The organism is Hymenobacter nivis, assembly GCF_003149515.1.
Lineage (GTDB): Bacteria > Bacteroidota > Bacteroidia > Cytophagales > Hymenobacteraceae > Hymenobacter > Hymenobacter nivis.
Genome location: NZ_CP029145.1, coordinates 4064717 through 4079266, shown reverse-complemented (window position 1 = coordinate 4079266; position 14550 = coordinate 4064717). Strand labels below are relative to the sequence as shown.

At 62.9% G+C, this 14550-nt stretch carries 14 protein-coding genes; 7 read left to right on the top strand and 7 right to left on the bottom strand.

Features of this window, described 5'->3' with window-relative positions; translation table 11 throughout:
* Window positions 1–11 precede the first annotated feature (11 nt).
* A complete protein-coding gene (locus DDQ68_RS18105) occupies window positions 12–782 on the bottom strand; it encodes a TerC family protein (protein ID WP_109657563.1) in 771 nt (256 codons plus the stop codon).
* Between the two features lie 101 nt (window positions 783–883).
* Complete coding sequence (locus tag DDQ68_RS18100; RefSeq protein WP_109658500.1) at window positions 884–1375, bottom strand: YajQ family cyclic di-GMP-binding protein; 492 nt, start codon at window positions 1373–1375, stop codon at window positions 884–886.
* A gap of 188 nt (window positions 1376–1563) precedes the next feature.
* Here DDQ68_RS18100 and DDQ68_RS18095 point away from each other — a divergent pair, with 188 nt between their 5' ends.
* Window positions 1564–2052 carry a PaaI family thioesterase gene (locus tag DDQ68_RS18095; protein WP_109657562.1) on the top strand — a complete coding sequence of 163 codons (489 nt, stop codon included), beginning with the start codon at window positions 1564–1566 and terminating at the stop codon, window positions 2050–2052.
* A 148-nt stretch (window positions 2053–2200) separates the two neighbouring features.
* Here the strand turns inward: DDQ68_RS18095 and DDQ68_RS18090 are convergent, their stop codons facing one another.
* Together DDQ68_RS18090 and DDQ68_RS18085 are read right to left on the bottom strand one after the other, a co-directional pair.
* A complete protein-coding gene (locus DDQ68_RS18090) occupies window positions 2201–3211 on the bottom strand; it encodes an NYN domain-containing protein (protein WP_342767412.1) in 1011 nt (336 codons plus the stop codon).
* Between the two features lie 368 nt (window positions 3212–3579).
* Window positions 3580–4320, bottom strand: coding sequence for a metal-dependent hydrolase (locus DDQ68_RS18085; RefSeq protein ID WP_162550229.1), 741 nt, complete (start codon window positions 4318–4320; stop codon window positions 3580–3582).
* A 158-nt stretch (window positions 4321–4478) separates the two neighbouring features.
* On the opposite strand from DDQ68_RS18085, the gene mfd reads away from it, so the two are divergent.
* The 4 genes from mfd to DDQ68_RS18070 all read left to right on the top strand — a co-directional run bounded on the left by mfd (window position 4479) and on the right by DDQ68_RS18070 (window position 8895).
* The gene (gene mfd / locus DDQ68_RS18080) at window positions 4479–7892 is read left to right on the top strand and encodes a transcription-repair coupling factor (protein WP_109657559.1); all 3414 of its coding nucleotides are present in this window, start codon (window positions 4479–4481) and stop codon (window positions 7890–7892) included.
* A gap of 36 nt (window positions 7893–7928) precedes the next feature.
* Window positions 7929–8096, top strand: a complete 168-nt coding sequence (locus DDQ68_RS23060) for a hypothetical protein (protein WP_162550228.1) — start codon at window positions 7929–7931, stop codon at window positions 8094–8096.
* Between the two features lie 6 nt (window positions 8097–8102).
* Window positions 8103–8354, top strand: coding sequence for a hypothetical protein (locus DDQ68_RS18075; protein ID WP_109657558.1), 252 nt, complete (start codon window positions 8103–8105; stop codon window positions 8352–8354).
* A 217-nt stretch (window positions 8355–8571) separates the two neighbouring features.
* Window positions 8572–8895, top strand: coding sequence for a hypothetical protein (locus DDQ68_RS18070; RefSeq protein WP_109657557.1), 324 nt, complete (start codon window positions 8572–8574; stop codon window positions 8893–8895).
* 73 nt (window positions 8896–8968) lie between these two features.
* Here the strand turns inward: DDQ68_RS18070 and DDQ68_RS18065 are convergent, their stop codons facing one another.
* The 3 genes from DDQ68_RS18065 to DDQ68_RS18055 form a co-directional block, all read right to left on the bottom strand.
* Window positions 8969–11467, bottom strand: a complete 2499-nt coding sequence (locus DDQ68_RS18065) for a TonB-dependent receptor plug domain-containing protein (RefSeq protein ID WP_162550227.1) — start codon at window positions 11465–11467, stop codon at window positions 8969–8971.
* A gap of 197 nt (window positions 11468–11664) precedes the next feature.
* Window positions 11665–12375 (bottom strand): DsbA family oxidoreductase, encoded by a 711-nt coding sequence (locus tag DDQ68_RS18060; RefSeq protein ID WP_109657555.1) that lies wholly within the window; start codon window positions 12373–12375, stop codon window positions 11665–11667.
* 121 nt (window positions 12376–12496) lie between these two features.
* Window positions 12497–12736, bottom strand: a complete 240-nt coding sequence (locus tag DDQ68_RS18055) for a hypothetical protein (protein WP_211320171.1) — start codon at window positions 12734–12736, stop codon at window positions 12497–12499.
* 340 nt (window positions 12737–13076) lie between these two features.
* Between DDQ68_RS18055 and DDQ68_RS18050 the strand changes: the two genes are divergently transcribed.
* Together DDQ68_RS18050 and DDQ68_RS18045 are read left to right on the top strand one after the other, a co-directional pair.
* Window positions 13077–14066 (top strand): aldo/keto reductase, encoded by a 990-nt coding sequence (locus tag DDQ68_RS18050; RefSeq protein WP_109657553.1) that lies wholly within the window; start codon window positions 13077–13079, stop codon window positions 14064–14066.
* Between the two features lie 153 nt (window positions 14067–14219).
* Window positions 14220–14444 carry a hypothetical protein gene (locus tag DDQ68_RS18045; protein WP_109657552.1) on the top strand — a complete coding sequence of 75 codons (225 nt, stop codon included), beginning with the start codon at window positions 14220–14222 and terminating at the stop codon, window positions 14442–14444.
* The last annotated feature ends 106 nt before the right edge of the window (window positions 14445–14550 follow it).

Here is a 14550-nt window from a genome sequence, read left to right as displayed (position 1 = left end):
AAGCAGCTGCGCTACTCGCACTCTGAGTTGCGCAGCTGCACAGCGTCCATGTTTTTGCGCATGCGCATGTTCAGCAGCTCCACTACCAGCGAGAAGAACATGGCAAAATACACGTAGCTCTTGGGAATTTCTTGGTGGGCGGCCTCGAGCACCAGCATGGCCCCGATCATGATGAGAAATGACAGCGCCAGCACCTTGATGCTGGGGTTGCGGTTTACAAAATCGGCTACCACGCCCGAGAAGGCCAGCATGATACCCATGGCGATAATCACGGCCGCAATCATCACCAGTACGTTGCTTACCAGGCCCACAGCCGTGAGGATAGAGTCGAAGCTGAATACGATGTCGATGATGACGATTTGCACGATTACGCCCGCCATGGTAGTGCCGGCCTTGCCCATACCGGCACCGTCGTCGTCGTGGCCTTGTAGCTTTTCGTAAATCTCGACGATGCTTTTGTAGAGCAGAAACACCCCCCCGGTCATCAAAATCAGGTCGCGGCCCGTGACGCCGAAGGGGCCCTCCGCCGTCGGGATGGGCAGCGTGAAGAGCGGAGCCCGCAGGCTCACAAGCCACGAGATGCTGGTAAGCAGGGCAACGCGGAACACCAGGGCCAGCAGCAAGCCGATGGTGCGCCCGCGTGGCTGCTGCTCGCGGGGCAGCAGGTTCACGACGATGGAAATGAAGATGATGTTGTCGATGCCCAGCACGATTTCCATGAACGTGAGGGTCAGCAGGCTAATCCAGGTTTGCAGTTGCCCAAAGGCCGAGAAATCGTACATAGATTAAATGTGAAGATGTAAGAACGTGAAATGTGGGAAATTAGAGAGTTAAGCAGCTTGGCTATTTTTCACCTTTCCACATCACCTCATTTTCACATTTTTCAGCTTTTCATATTCACGAATTGCAGCGGCAGGCCAATATCGGCGCGGCGCAGCACGGCGATGGCGGCCTGCAAATCGTCAATCTTTTTGGCCGTCACGCGCACCTGGTCGTCCTGCATCTGGGCCTCCACCTTCACCTTGGCATCTTTGATGGCCTTGATGATTTTACGGCCGAATTCTTTGTCCACGCCGGCGCGCACCTTGATGGTTTTCTTGATGAGCTGGCCGCTGGGCTGCTCGTCGGCCGAAAAGTCGAGGCTGGTGCCGTCGATGCCCTGCTTCACCACGCGGCCCAGCAAAATATCTTCGAGGGCCTTCACGCGCATCGAGTTTTCCGAGGAAAGTAGGATGGTGTTTTCTTTTTTGTTGAGCTCGATGCCGCCCTTGGTGTCGCGGAGGTCGTAGCGGGTCAGGAGTTCTTTTTGGGCCGTGTTCACCGCGTTTTCGAGGGTTTGCGGGTCCACTTTGCTCACAATATCGAAGGAGGCCATGTCGGAAGGTTGGTTGAAGTACAAAGGAAATCGCCGCTGCCCAGCACGAAGATAGCTGGGGCCCGGGTGCATCTTTGCGCTCCGCCCCGGGGCCCCGGCCGGCCAAAACGGCCTTGTAGTACGCGCCGGGCGGCCGGGCGTTGCCCGGGCCGCCGGGGGCCAGGCGTTTGTTTTTTCACAGTCCTGCCATGTCCCCCCTCCCCGACCTCGCCGCCATGGTGGCCGTGTACAACCAAATCAACCGCTACGGCCACGCCAACGGCATGGCACTGGACGTGCCGGGCCCCGGCCAGGCCGACTACCGGATGCACGTGCGCCCCGAGCATTTATCGTCGCCCAACACCTGCCACGGTGGCGTGCTGGCCGGCCTCATGGACGCGGCCCTCGGGGCGGCGGCCCTCACGCTGGCCTTCACCACCCAGGAGCTGGTGTCCACCGTCGAGTTCAAAATGAATTACCTGCACGCCGTACACTTGCACGACGAGCTGCGCGCCGAGGGCCGCGTGGAGCACACCGGCCAGCGCCTGCTGGTGAGCAGCTGCGTAGTGTACCGGGTGGTGGCTGGGGGCCCCGACGTGGCCGTGGCCCGCGGCCTGGGCACCTTCAACCGCTACCCGGCCGACAAGCGCGACTTTGCGCACCTGCTGCGGGGCCCCCAGTCCGACCAAATTCGCTAGCCCGCGCCCGCGCCGGGGCCCAAAAAAAGCGCCGCGGGGACCCGTGGCGCTTTTCTAACCAGATTTGGCTACTGGGCTGCTTTTACTAAAATTAGTAGTTCCCATGAAAGAGCTAACGGCTAACAGCCAGTAGCTAACAGCTCAAAATTTACAGCTCGACGGGCACCGTTTGCAGGTCCGGCTCGGGCTCATAGTCGTCGGTTTCGGACAGCTGGGGGGCGGCCACTTTGCGCACGTTGCGGGCGCAGTCCTCGTCGCGGTGGTTGCGGCCCACCGTGAACTCCACCCAGTCGCCCTCGCGCAGGTCGTTGAAGTCGCCTTCGGTGAGGTCGGCGTAGCTGAAGAACAGGTTGTTGGGCGGCATCACCACGAAGCCGAAGCCGTTTTTCAGGTTTTTGATGGTGCTCATGCCGGTGGTGCCCACGGGGCCCGCGGCGGTGGGGCCGTTGGGGCGGATGGGCTTGGGCGCAGCGGCGGCGGCCATGGTGCTGGGCGCAAACGCGGCTGGCTCCGACTGGCTTACGAACAGGGCCTCCACCACTTCGTCCTGGGCGGTCAGGCCGCGGTCAATCACGGTGTGCATGGCCACGGGGTAGGTCACCTGCTCCAGCAGCTGCTGCGAGGCGCGCGTCACGCGGGTTTCGCCTTTGAAGTCTTCGTACTTGAAGTCCCAGTTCAGCAGCATTACGCGGGTACCCACGGTGTTAAGCTTGCGGATGAGGGGCACGTAGTCCGAGTCGCCAGCGATGAGCACCACCACGTCGAGGGTTTTGTGCAGGGCCAGCTCCAGGGCCTCCAGCGAGAGCCACACGTCGATGCCTTTTTCCTGCAAGCGGCCGTCGCGGGTTTTCAGGGGCATGTAGTGGGTGCTCACGCCCAAGTTCATCAGAATATCGTCGAGCAGGCGGTCGTGAAACAGGCGGTCTTTGTCGCGGGCCTCGGTGGCCGAGAGGCGCCCCCGGAAGAAGTGGGCGTCGGTGATTTGCGCCAGGCGTACGTCCACATCCTCTTCCTCGGCCACCTGGTGGCGGATAAACTCGTGCAGGCCTTCGAGGCTGATCCGCGCCTTTCGCTCGTGCTGGAAATAGTAATAGTCGCTGATTTTTAGGAAATAATTGCCGTCGTAAAACACGCCGACGCGAATCAGGGGGCTATTCATCTGGTTCATGCGGATGGTTGGGTAAAATAGTAGTAAATGAGAAATGTTTTAATGTGAGACGTGCGGACAGGGCCCCACCGCGCGCCAAAGCGGCAACGCGGGATGGAGCAGTTCAGAAGTGAGTGGGGGGGAGACGGCGGCCAAGAACCGGGCCGGCTGGGGGCCCCAGCGGGCCGTTAATCAATAATTATAGTGACTAATTAAGCGTAATCCCGGCTGGCAGAACCAATTAATAACGAAGAAATAACGTATAAATCGGCACCTAATCCCGCCCTCTCCGCACATATCCGCTGCGAAGCTAATAGCTCGTGCCGACTAATGCAACCGATTGCCCGTTTCTTTTACATCCGAAGCACAGAAAATAATACCTAAAATCCTATTTTGCCCATTATTAGTCCCAGCACCAGCAGCGCGTAGCCGGCGCAAATACCTACTTCGAGCAAATTGCCCGAGGGCGAGCCGGTGCGGATGAGCGGGATTTTGAAGGCGTAGCCCAGCAGCGGAAACAGCCAGCGCACGCCCGCCTTGGTGAGGCTATCGGCCACGAGGTGCGAGGCGTAGCCGGCGCCCGCAAACAGGGCCACGCCGCGCCAGCCCAAGTGGTGCTCGGCCAGGTAGCCGACGTAGGTCCAGAAGGCGGTGGCCCACACGGTATGCGTCCAGGAGCGGTGGCTGGTGAAGGGCGCCAGGGCGATGAAGGCGCCCAGCAGGCTCAGCCACACCTGCCCGGCGTAGAGGCCCGCCACGCCCGTGCCCAGCCCCGTGAAGAGCAGCGCCAGCCGCCGCGCCGAGCCGCCCTGCAAGCCCGCCCCCAGCAGGCCAAAACCCAGGGCGATGAGGTAGTACAGCCGCTGCCCACCGCCCACGTGCAGGTGCAGGTAGCTATAGGCCCCAATGACCAGCGCCGCCGCCACGAAGGCCCAGCGCACGTAGTGCTGCGCAAAGCCCAGGCGCTGGCTCAGGCGGCTTTCGGGGTGGTCGAGGTCGGGGGCCAGGGCCGAAAAGCCGGCCAGGGCTACGCCGGCCAGCGAGGCAGGCACGCCCGGGGCCAGCCCCGCAACGGCCACGCCCGTGATGAGGCCGATGGCCAGGTGAGAAGATCCGCGCACTAAAAACCGAATAGCAATAAAAGACCGCAAAGCTACGCGGCCCGCCTACTGGGGCCCCGGAAACCTTCACCGGGCCCCGGGTGTATTGCAGGAGCCAGCCCGGCCGGAATACGTTCCGGCCGGGCTGCTTTACGTGTTTCTGCCTAGCCCCGACTTTTGTGCAAGTAGTTGATTTTCTGCGTCTTTACCGTCTCTCGCCCGAAATCCAGACCCTAGCGGCCCGCCTACGTGAGGCCGCCAAGCCGGCCCCTGGCGGCGTGCGCCTGCACCTGCGCGGCCTGGTGGGCAGCCAGGACGCGGTAGTGGCCGCCGCGGCAGCCAACCCCCAGCACGCCCACGTGTTTGTGCTGCACGACAAAGAGGAAGCAGCCTATTTCCTGGCCGATTTGCAGCACTTGCTGCCCGAGGGCAGCGAAGCGCTGCTGTTCCCCAGCTCGTACAAGCGGCCCTACCAGTTCGACGAAACCGAGAACGCCAACGTACTGATGCGGGCTGAGGCTCTGAACCGCCTCAACACGGTGCGCGGCGGGGCGGCGGGGCAGGGCGTGTTCATCGTAACTTACCCGGAGGCCCTAACGGAGAAGGTTATCAACCGCCAGAGCTTGGTAAAGAACACGTTCATGGCGAAGGTGGGCGACAAGCTGGACGTGAACTTCCTGGGCGAGCTACTGGGCGAGTACGACTTTGAGAAGGCGGATTTCGTGTACGAAGCGGGCCAGTACGCGGTGCGCGGCGGCATCGTGGACGTGTTCAGCTACGCCAACGACCTGCCGTTTCGCCTCGAATTATTTGGCGACGAGATTGAGAGCATCCGCACGTTCAACCCCGAAACGCAATTGTCGGTGGAGGTGCGGCCGCAGGTGAGCATCATCCCCAACGTGCAAACCAAGCTGTTGCAGGAAAAGCGGGAGGCCTTCTTTGAGTTTCTGCCCCGCACGGCCTGCCTCTGGCTGAAAGATGTGCGCCAGACCCTGGACATAGTGACGGACTTGTTCGACAAGGCGGAGGCCAATTTCCAGGCGATGCTGGGCGAGGGCGGCGGGATGCAAATCGTGAGTAAGCCGGCCGACTTGTTTGAGTCGGGCAGGAACGTTAAAAAGCTGCTTGATGAATTCGCGGTAGTGGAATTTGGCAAGCGTTTTCACTTCAAAAACGCCGACGCTTTTCAGTTTGCGGCCAAGCCGCAGCCGAGCTTCAACAAGGAGTTTGCGCGGATGGCGAAGAGCCTGCGCGAAAACCAGGCCCGCGACTTCACCACCATCATCGCCGCTGATACGGTGCGGCAGGCCGACCGGCTGCGCACGATTTTCGACGAGATTGATAATAACGTGCAGTTCCAGCACCTGCTGCTGGCCTTGCGCGAGGGCTACGTGGACGAGCAAATGGGCCTGGCCGTATACACCGACCACCAGCTGTTTGAGCGCTACTATAGGGCCCAGGAAACCAAGAAGTTCTCGAAGAAAAAGGCGCTGACGCTGCGCGAGCTGAAAACTTTGCAACCCGGCGACTACGTGACGCACCAGGACTACGGCATTGCCCGATTCGCGGGCCTGACGCAGGTGGACATCAACGGGCAGGTGCAGGAGGCCATCCGGCTGGTGTACCGCGACGACGACGTGCTGACGGTGAGCATCCACGCGCTGCACAAAATTGCCAAGTACAGCGGGGCTGAGGGGACCCCGCCCACCATGAGCAAGCTGGGCTCGCCGGAATGGGAGAATAAGAAAAAGGCCGTCAAGAAGAAGGTGAAGGATATCGCGGCCGACCTAATTCGGCTGTATGCCAAGCGGAAGACGGCCCCGGGCTTCGCCTTTTCGGCCGACGGCTTCATGCAGGCGGAGTTAGAATCGAGCTTCATTTACGAGGACACGCCCGACCAAGCCAAGGCCACTGAGGACGTGAAGCATGACATGCAGCAGCCCCACCCGATGGACCGCCTGATCTGCGGCGACGTAGGCTTCGGCAAGACGGAGGTGGCGATTCGGGCGGCGTTCAAGGCGGTGGCCGACGGCAAGCAGGCGGCCGTGCTGGTACCTACAACCATCCTGGCGATGCAGCACTACAAGACGTTCCGCGACCGGCTGGCCACGCTGCCCGTGACGGTGGAATACGTGAACCGCTTCAAAAGCACGAAGCAGATTAAGGAAACCTTGCAGCGCGTGGCCGAGGGCAAAACCGATATCCTCATCGGCACGCACCGGCTTACCAATAAAGATATTGTCTTTAAGGACTTGGGCTTGCTGATTATTGACGAGGAGCAGAAGTTCGGCGTCAAAACTAAGGACAAGCTCAAGGAGCTGAAGGTGAACGTGGATACGCTCACACTTTCGGCCACACCGATTCCGCGCACGCTGCACTTCTCGCTGATGGGGGCCCGGGATTTGAGCGTGATTGCCACGCCGCCGCCCAACCGCCAGCCGGTGCAAACCGAGCTGCACGTGTACGACGAAATCCTGATTCGCGACGCGGTAGCGCGGGAGCTGAAGCGCGGCGGGCAGGTATTTTTCGTGCACAACCGCATTAAGGACATCGAAGAAGTGGCGGGCACGATTCTGCGCCTAGTGCCGGACGCGAAGATTACCTACGCCCACGGCCAGATGGAGGGCGACCTGCTCGAAAAGCGCATGATGAAGTTCGTGGAGGGTGAATATGACGTGCTGGTGAGCACAAGCATCATCGAGAGCGGGCTGGATATTCCGAACGCCAACACCATCATCATCAACCGGGCCCACCTGGCCGGCCTCAGCGACCTGCACCAGATGCGGGGCCGTGTGGGCCGCTCCAACCGCAAGGCCTACTGCTACCTGCTGACGCCGCCCGTGGCCGGCCTGCCCGCCGACGCCCGCAAGCGCCTGAGCACGCTGGAGGAGTTTTCGGACCTCGGCGCGGGCTTCAACGTGGCCATGCGCGACCTGGACATTCGCGGGGCCGGCAACCTGCTGGGCGGCGAGCAGAGCGGCTTCATCAACGACCTGGGCTACGAAACCTACCACCAGATATTGGACGAGGCGGTGCGCGAGTTGAAGGAAACCGAGTTCAAGGACCTGTTCATGGGCGACTCGAACCAGCGCCTGCAAGCCGCCGCCGGGGCCGCCCGCAACCACGAGTGCAGCGTGGAAACCGACCGCCAGGTGCTGATACCGGACCGCTACGTGAGCAACGTGTCGGAGCGCTTGCAGCTGTACGCCAAGCTGGACCGGGCCGAGAAACCCGAAGCCCTGCGCAAGCTGCTGGCTAGCATGGTGGACCGCTTCGGGCCCCTGCCGGCCGAGGTGGAGCAGCTCGCCGACCTGGTGCGGCTGCGCTGGCAGGCCGGCCGCCTGGGCTTCGCCAAGCTCACGCTGAAGCGCGACACGCTAAAGGGCTACCTGCCTGCGGGCCCCGACCATCAGGCCTATTTCCAGGGCGACCAGTTCGGTGACATCCTCAATTACGTGCAAACCCACGCCCGCAGCGCCAGCATGAAGGAACGCAAAGAGCAGCTGGTGATTACGTTCGAGGAGGTGAAGTCCATCCCGCAGGCCAAAAAGGTGCTGGCTGAGCTGGGCAGTGCCGAACTAGTAGAGGCGTAAAACAGGATTCGCTACCTTCCGCAAAAGATTCAAATCATGGAAAGTAATGAGCGTTTCGGGCAGATTGGGACCCTGCTGGCCGACTTGCTACGGCAAATAGACCAGCAGGCCGGGCAAATAGACCGGCAAATTGGTCAGATTGACGACATCATTGGCATTCTGAAAATATCCGATGCCCGCCAGGCCCAGGCCGGAGAGCGCTAAGACACGATGCTGGCGGAAATCAGTCAACAAGGCGTCCGCACCGATCAGCAAGGGGCCCGGCTGGAGCAGCAGGATGAGCGGCTGGTGGAGCAGGGCGCGCAGCTGGATAAGCTGCTGCAAACCCAGATGAAGATGCTGGAGCTGATGAGCTACAACGCGAACCGCACGGATAAGCTGGAGCGCAAGTTTCCAATTCTTACCGCCTACGAAGCGCGTTTTCAGCGGCTGGAAGCTGCCGTTTTCAACAAGACCAACTAGGTTTCCAGTGCTGGAAAATTTGATAGACCCCGGCTTGGTAGCTACCAGGCCGGGTTTTTTAGTGGCCCGCCCGGGCCCCCACCACCACTACCTACCGCCAATCGAAGCTGAACAACGGGCCTGAAACGGGTTTAAACAAAGCTTTTGAGCCAACGGTGGCCCCCGAAACGTCGTAAGCAGAGCCAATCCTTTCTCATTCTTCCCTTCTTCCCATTTTATGAAAAAGCTCCTTTTCCTGGCCGCGCTGGCAGCCGGCATCACCACTGCTTCGGCGCAAGCGCCGGGCTCGGCCCAGGGCAAATCGGGGCCCATGAACCACAAGCCCGTGACGGGCGACCCCGTGACAGCGGCTCCCAACGGCCCCGTGAACGCCGGCGTGAAGCCCGGCCAGAAAGTGAACACGGCCCCCGCCACGGGCGCCAACCGCGCCTCGCGCTCCAGCTCCACCCTCAAGGCGGCCAACCAGGGCACGGCCACGGCCAGCGACAAGCCCCAGTCGATGGGCAAGAACGCCGCCGTGAAGCCCGGCGCGAAGAAATAACTTTCGCCAGGCCCCTAAAAGGAAAGGCCCTGCGCACGTGCGCAGGGCCTTTCCTTTTAATTATCGTTCGGCGCTACTTGCCCTGCACCGTCACGGTGGCGGTGCCGCGCACGGGCTGGCCCGCGGCCGTGATACCCTCGGCGGTAGCGCGGAAGGTACCGCTCACGTCGGCGGTGAAAAAGGTGAGCGTGGCCTCGCCGGCGGCGTCGGTGCGCACCGTTGGGTTCCAATAGAGGGACGTGCGGCGCGGGTCGGGGCCCGGGGTGGTGAGCGTGGGGGCCCCGTAGCGGGGCGCGTAAAACTCGCGGGCCTGGTAGTAGCCGGGCAGCCTCACGGTGACGATGCCCGGGGCGGGGCCCTTATCGGCGCCCTTGTACTTGGGGTCGGCGCGCTTGGTGTAGATGGCGATAACGCCGCCGGTACCGCCGAAGATAGCGCCCTCATTACCCTTAAAAACTTCCACCGACTGAATATCACTCGATACGAGGGTGTTGATAACGTCGGCGTCTACCCGCATGCCGTCGAGGATAAACTGCGGCGTGCCCTGGTTGCGGATTTGGATTGACATGTTGGGCGGGCTGCCGCTGATGGTGAGCCCGGCCACGCGCCCTTGCAGCACCTGGAAAATGTTCAGACCCGACTGCGCCGACGGGGTATTGGCGAAGTCAATCACCGTGCCGCCCGTGGCCCCGTAGAGGCGGCGGGGATCATCGGGGGGTACGGCCACGCGCTTGGCCGTCACGGCCACGTTATCGAGCAGAATATTGCGCGTCACCATGCCCACGGGGTGCCGCGAGGGGTCCATCTCGTGCTCGTCGGCCTGCTGCTGGCGGCTGCGCTTCACAAAATCCGCGACGGGGACTGGCGGGGTGGGCAGGGGCGGCAGCCGCAGGTTTTCCACAGAGGGCCCCGTATCGGGCCGGATGACCACGTTGGAGCCGCCCTGCGCGCGCCGCGCCTGCAAGGTCACGATGGCCGTATCGCGCCCATCAAAGCCCACGAAGCGGAAGCGGCCCGCGGCATTGGTAACGCCCGTGGTGACCTGCCGGATGGGCCGGGTTTCGACGAACGTGAGCTGGCTGTTGGGGATGGGGCGGTAGCCGTGCTCGCTCAGCACCTGCCCACCCAGGGCCAGGGCCTGGTCGGCGGGGTATTCGAGGCCGACGGGCTGGCCGCTCACCACGTTTTTCCACACGAAGCGCCGCCAACCTTGGGTCAGCAGCAGGTCGTCGAGGGCCCGGGCGGTTTCGGCCGTGGGGTTTTGGAAATAGTAGCCGGGGCCCTCCACGTAGCCCGCCAGGTCGGAGGTCAGCAGCAGGTTCGAGGCGATGGTTTCGGCAGTGGGGTCGAGGCCGGCCAGGGCGGTTTCGACCACCGACACCGACAAGCGGGTGGCGGCCAGGGGCTGGCCGGCGGCGTCGACTACGCGCACCTTCACCTGTACCGGGGCCCGCAGGCCGTAGGGGCCCGTTTTGTCGGGGGTAAGGGCGGCGGGCAGCGCGGCCGGTCCGTTTTGCACGAAGGCCAGGCGCTCGGCCTGCGGCGTGCCCTGCCCGTCCACCAGGGTAAGGTGTAGGATACCGTTGGGGTAGCGCGCCTTCGACACCTTCCAGGTGGCGGGGCCCGCGCCGATGGGGCGCGGCGCCATGTACACCAGGAAGCCGCGCACCTCCGTCAGCAGCATCACCGGGCCGGGCACGGGGGCCCCGGCGGGGCCCTGGTAGCGGGCTTCCACCGTGTAATCCGGGCCGGCATCGGCCACGTGCAGGCTGTAGCCGCTGGCCTGCACGGCGGGCAGGGCATAGTCAGCGGTGGTGCCGCCGGGCAGGGCCACGCGGGCGCGGTAGTGCTGGCCGGCGGCGGGCGTGAAGGCAAAGTGCCCCATACCCAAGTGCGTGGTGGCAAAATTGGGCACCACGGCCGCGTTGCGGTCGTCCACTATCAGGGCTTTGATGTCAACGCCGCGGCCATTGGCATCCACCGCCTTGCAGGCCACTACGGTGGGCAGGCCAGCCACCAGAGCCCCTCCCTCGGGGAAGAATTGCACATCGGGCCGGCCCGCAGGCACGGCGGGGGCCCCGGCAACGGGCCGCCGCACGGCGGGCGGCGGCGGGGCATTAGCAGTGTAGGGCGAGGCGGCCCACACCTGCAGGCGGCGGCTGTACACGAAGTCGTCGCCGGCGTTGCGCATCCAATTGGTGTAGGCGCGCAGCTGGTAGGTGCCAGCGGCCAGCGTGTCGGCCACGTCGAGGTCGCCGTAGGCGCGGCCGCCTTGCAGGCGCAGAGTGCGCCGGGCCACTATTTTCTGCTCGGGCGACACCAAATCCACGTATAGCACCTTACTCAGCGAGTCGGCCTGGTGGCGCAGGCCGTCCACCACGTAGGCGCTGAACCAGATGGTTTCGCCGGTGGCGTACACGGGCTTGTCGAGGTGGAGGTAGGCTTTTTCGGGCAGCACGGTGGCGTAGTACTCGCTCACCTGGCGGGCCAACCGCTGGAGGATGCTCTCGTCGACCGGGCGGGGCCGGGCGGCCCCCAGCGCCAGCAGGCCACCGCTAGCAAGCAGTGCCAAAGCCCAATTCCGGGAAAAATGTGCGTTCATGCAGGAAAGCTACCAAGGAAATGGGCCGCTGGCCCCGCACGGGGGTCCCGGCAAAGTGTCGGCGGGGTGAAGCCGTGGCCCCGCCCCGGGGCCCCTAACGCCAAACGGGCCCCGCCAGTGCTGGCGGGGCCCGTTCTATAAGCGGTTCGGAAGCCAGGGCGACGGCGCTAGTCGCAGCCGTCGGGGCCGCAGATGGGGCCATCGGCCTGGCCGGCCACGGCCACCAGCTGGGGCTTGGCGGCCTGGGCCTCGTCCCACACCTTGCCCATTACTTCGGCAAACAGCTCGGCCGGCTGGGCCCCCGACACAGCGTACTTATCCTCGAACACGAAGAAGGGCACGCCCTGCACGCCAATTTGCTGGGCCTGGTATTCGTCGTAGCGCACGGCTTCGGCGTAGGTGCCGGCGGCCAGCGCCTGGCGGGTTTCGGCGGCGTCGAGGCCCACTTCGGTGCCCAGCGCGACCAAGGTTTCCACGTCGTTCAGGTCGCGGCCCTGGGTGTAGTAGGCGGCCATGAGGCGCTCTTTGGTGGCGTCTTGCCGGCCGTGGTGGGCCCCCAGGTGCACGAGCTGGTGGGCCAGAAACGTGTTGGCCGGCACGGTATGCTCGAAGTCGTAGGCCAGGCCCACTTCTTTGGCGATGCCGGCCATGTGGTCGTTCATGCGGCGGCCTTCGGCGGGCGAGATGCCTTTTTTGGCGGCCAGCGACTCGTGAATGCTTTGGCCGGGCACGGGCCGGAAGTCGGGCGTCAGCTCGAAGCTGCGCCACACCACTTCCACCGCCTCGGGGTGGCCAAATTGCCGGAGGCCGTCCTCAAACCGGCGCTTGCCGATGTAACAGAACGGGCAAACCACGTCGGACCAGATTTCAACTTTCATAACGCTTAAAAATAAATTCGGATGCAACAAAAAGTCGCCCCCAGCAGCGCTGAAGAGCGGCGCGTGCCGTCACAACAAGCGGGCCCCGACCGAATGTTCATCCGGGCCGGGGGCCCGGCGGCTATACTTTGTTGGCGGCTTTGCGGCCCTTCAAATTTTGCTTAGCCCCGTCGAGTTGAAGTTTCAATACCTTAAGGCGTTCTTTCTCGGTTTCAACCAAACGTTCCTGGGTGTTCGCTTGGTCTTGCAGCAACTGGGCTTTCTGGGCCTGCTCGGCAACGTATGGGTCGCTGGAATTCACGCCGCTGATGTTGTGTGAGCAGCTAGCCAACGAGAAACTGATGACAGCGGCAGCGGCCAATGAGACAGCCATTGATTTACATAGCCATGGCGAGGGGAATGTAGAAAAATTAGAGAATACTGAATAGTATTAGCAAGCTAATATTTTGGTAATCAATAAATTGATTATAACGTCATTTAGCACTATGCTGATATTCACGGGTAAGAGGCACTAACTATTGTGTAAACCAGGGGGAAACTTTAATACTTTGCGAAATTTTTGTGTTTTTACCGCGTTCATTGGCGCTATTGCTCTGCCGGGGCCGGGGTAGTGTTCCGGTAGGGCAACGCTTTACGTCAAAAACGGGTTGAACACGCCGGGACCCTGGGCCTGTTGCATTGCCTACGAACCGCATTTTGCTATGGAATTTCAAGAATTGGGCGCTTCGGGCGTCAAGGTTTCGCGCATCACGTTTGGCAGCTGGGCGGCCGGCGGCTGGATGTGGGGCGGCACTGAGCAGAACGACGCCGTGGGCGCCATCCACGCCAGTTACGAGCTGGGGGTAACCAGCATCGACACGGCCCCCATCTACGGGCAGGGCCTGAGCGAGCAGATTGTGGGTGAGGCCATTAAAAGCCTGCCGCGCGACAAGGTGCAGTTGCTCAGCAAGTTCGGTATGCGCTGGGACCTGGCCCAGGGCGACTTCGCCATGAAAACCAAGGACAATGCGGGCCACGACCTGGACGTGTACAAGTACGCCAGCCGCGGCAGCATCATCAAGGAGTGCGAGGACAGCTTGAAGCGCCTGGGCACCGACTACATCGACCTTTACCAGCAGCACTGGCCCGATACCACCACGCCGATTGACGAGACGATGGAGGCCGTGCAGCGCCTCATGGAGCAGGGCAAGGTGCGCGCCGCGGGCGTGAGCAACTACTCCGTGGCGCAGATGGAGGAAGCCGAAAAAACCATCGACTTGGCCTCCAACCAGGTGCCGTATAGCATGTTGCGGCGCGGTGTTGAGCAAGACGTAGTGCCGTATTGCCAGGCCCACCACAAGGGCATCCTAGTGTACAGCCCCTTGCAGCTGGGCCTGCTGACGGGCAAGATGAAGCCCGGCCAGTATTTTGACGCCAGCGACCTGCGCAGCACCAACAAGCTGTTTCAGCCCGAAAGCGTGGCCCGCGTGAACGGGTTCCTGAACAAAATCCGGCCCCTGGCCGAAACCAAAGGTGCCACCCTCGGCCAGCTCGTGCTCCGCTGGACGCTGGCGCAGCCCGGCATCACGGTGGCGCTGGTGGGGGCCCGCAACCCCGAGCAGGCCGTGCAAAACGCCCGGGCCATCGACTTGCAGCTCTCGTTCGAGGAAATCGACTTTATCAACAAGCAGCTGCAAGCCCTGGCGGCCTAAGGTTCGCTGTTTCTGAACCCCGCCGCGTAGGGCCCCGGGGCGGTTTGGTAGCGGCCGGCGCGGGTTCGGCGGGCCCAGCGAGCGGTTGGGCAAGTTTTGGCGCAGCGGCGGCTGGGCTCGTCCTTAGGTTTGGGGACCCATTCACCCGCCATCATGCTGCTTGCCCCCCGCCCGCTGGCCCTCAACGCCATTTGCCTCTACATCGCCGCGTACCTGGTCACCATTGTGGTGCACAAAATGGGCCGCGCCGCCATGGCCGTGGCCCTCGGCAACCACTTCGTGCTCTACAACACGTCGGTGGCGAACACCAGCCAGCTGCTGTCGAACACGGCCCATGTGCTCATTTCGGCGGCGGGGCCCCTGGTGCGCCTGGCCTAGGGCGTGATGCTCTTGGCCCTGGCGCACCGCCGCCGGTCGGCCGGGCCCGGGGCCCTGTTCATCCTCTACCTGGGCGTGTTTGGGCTCATTAACTTTCTGGGCTACT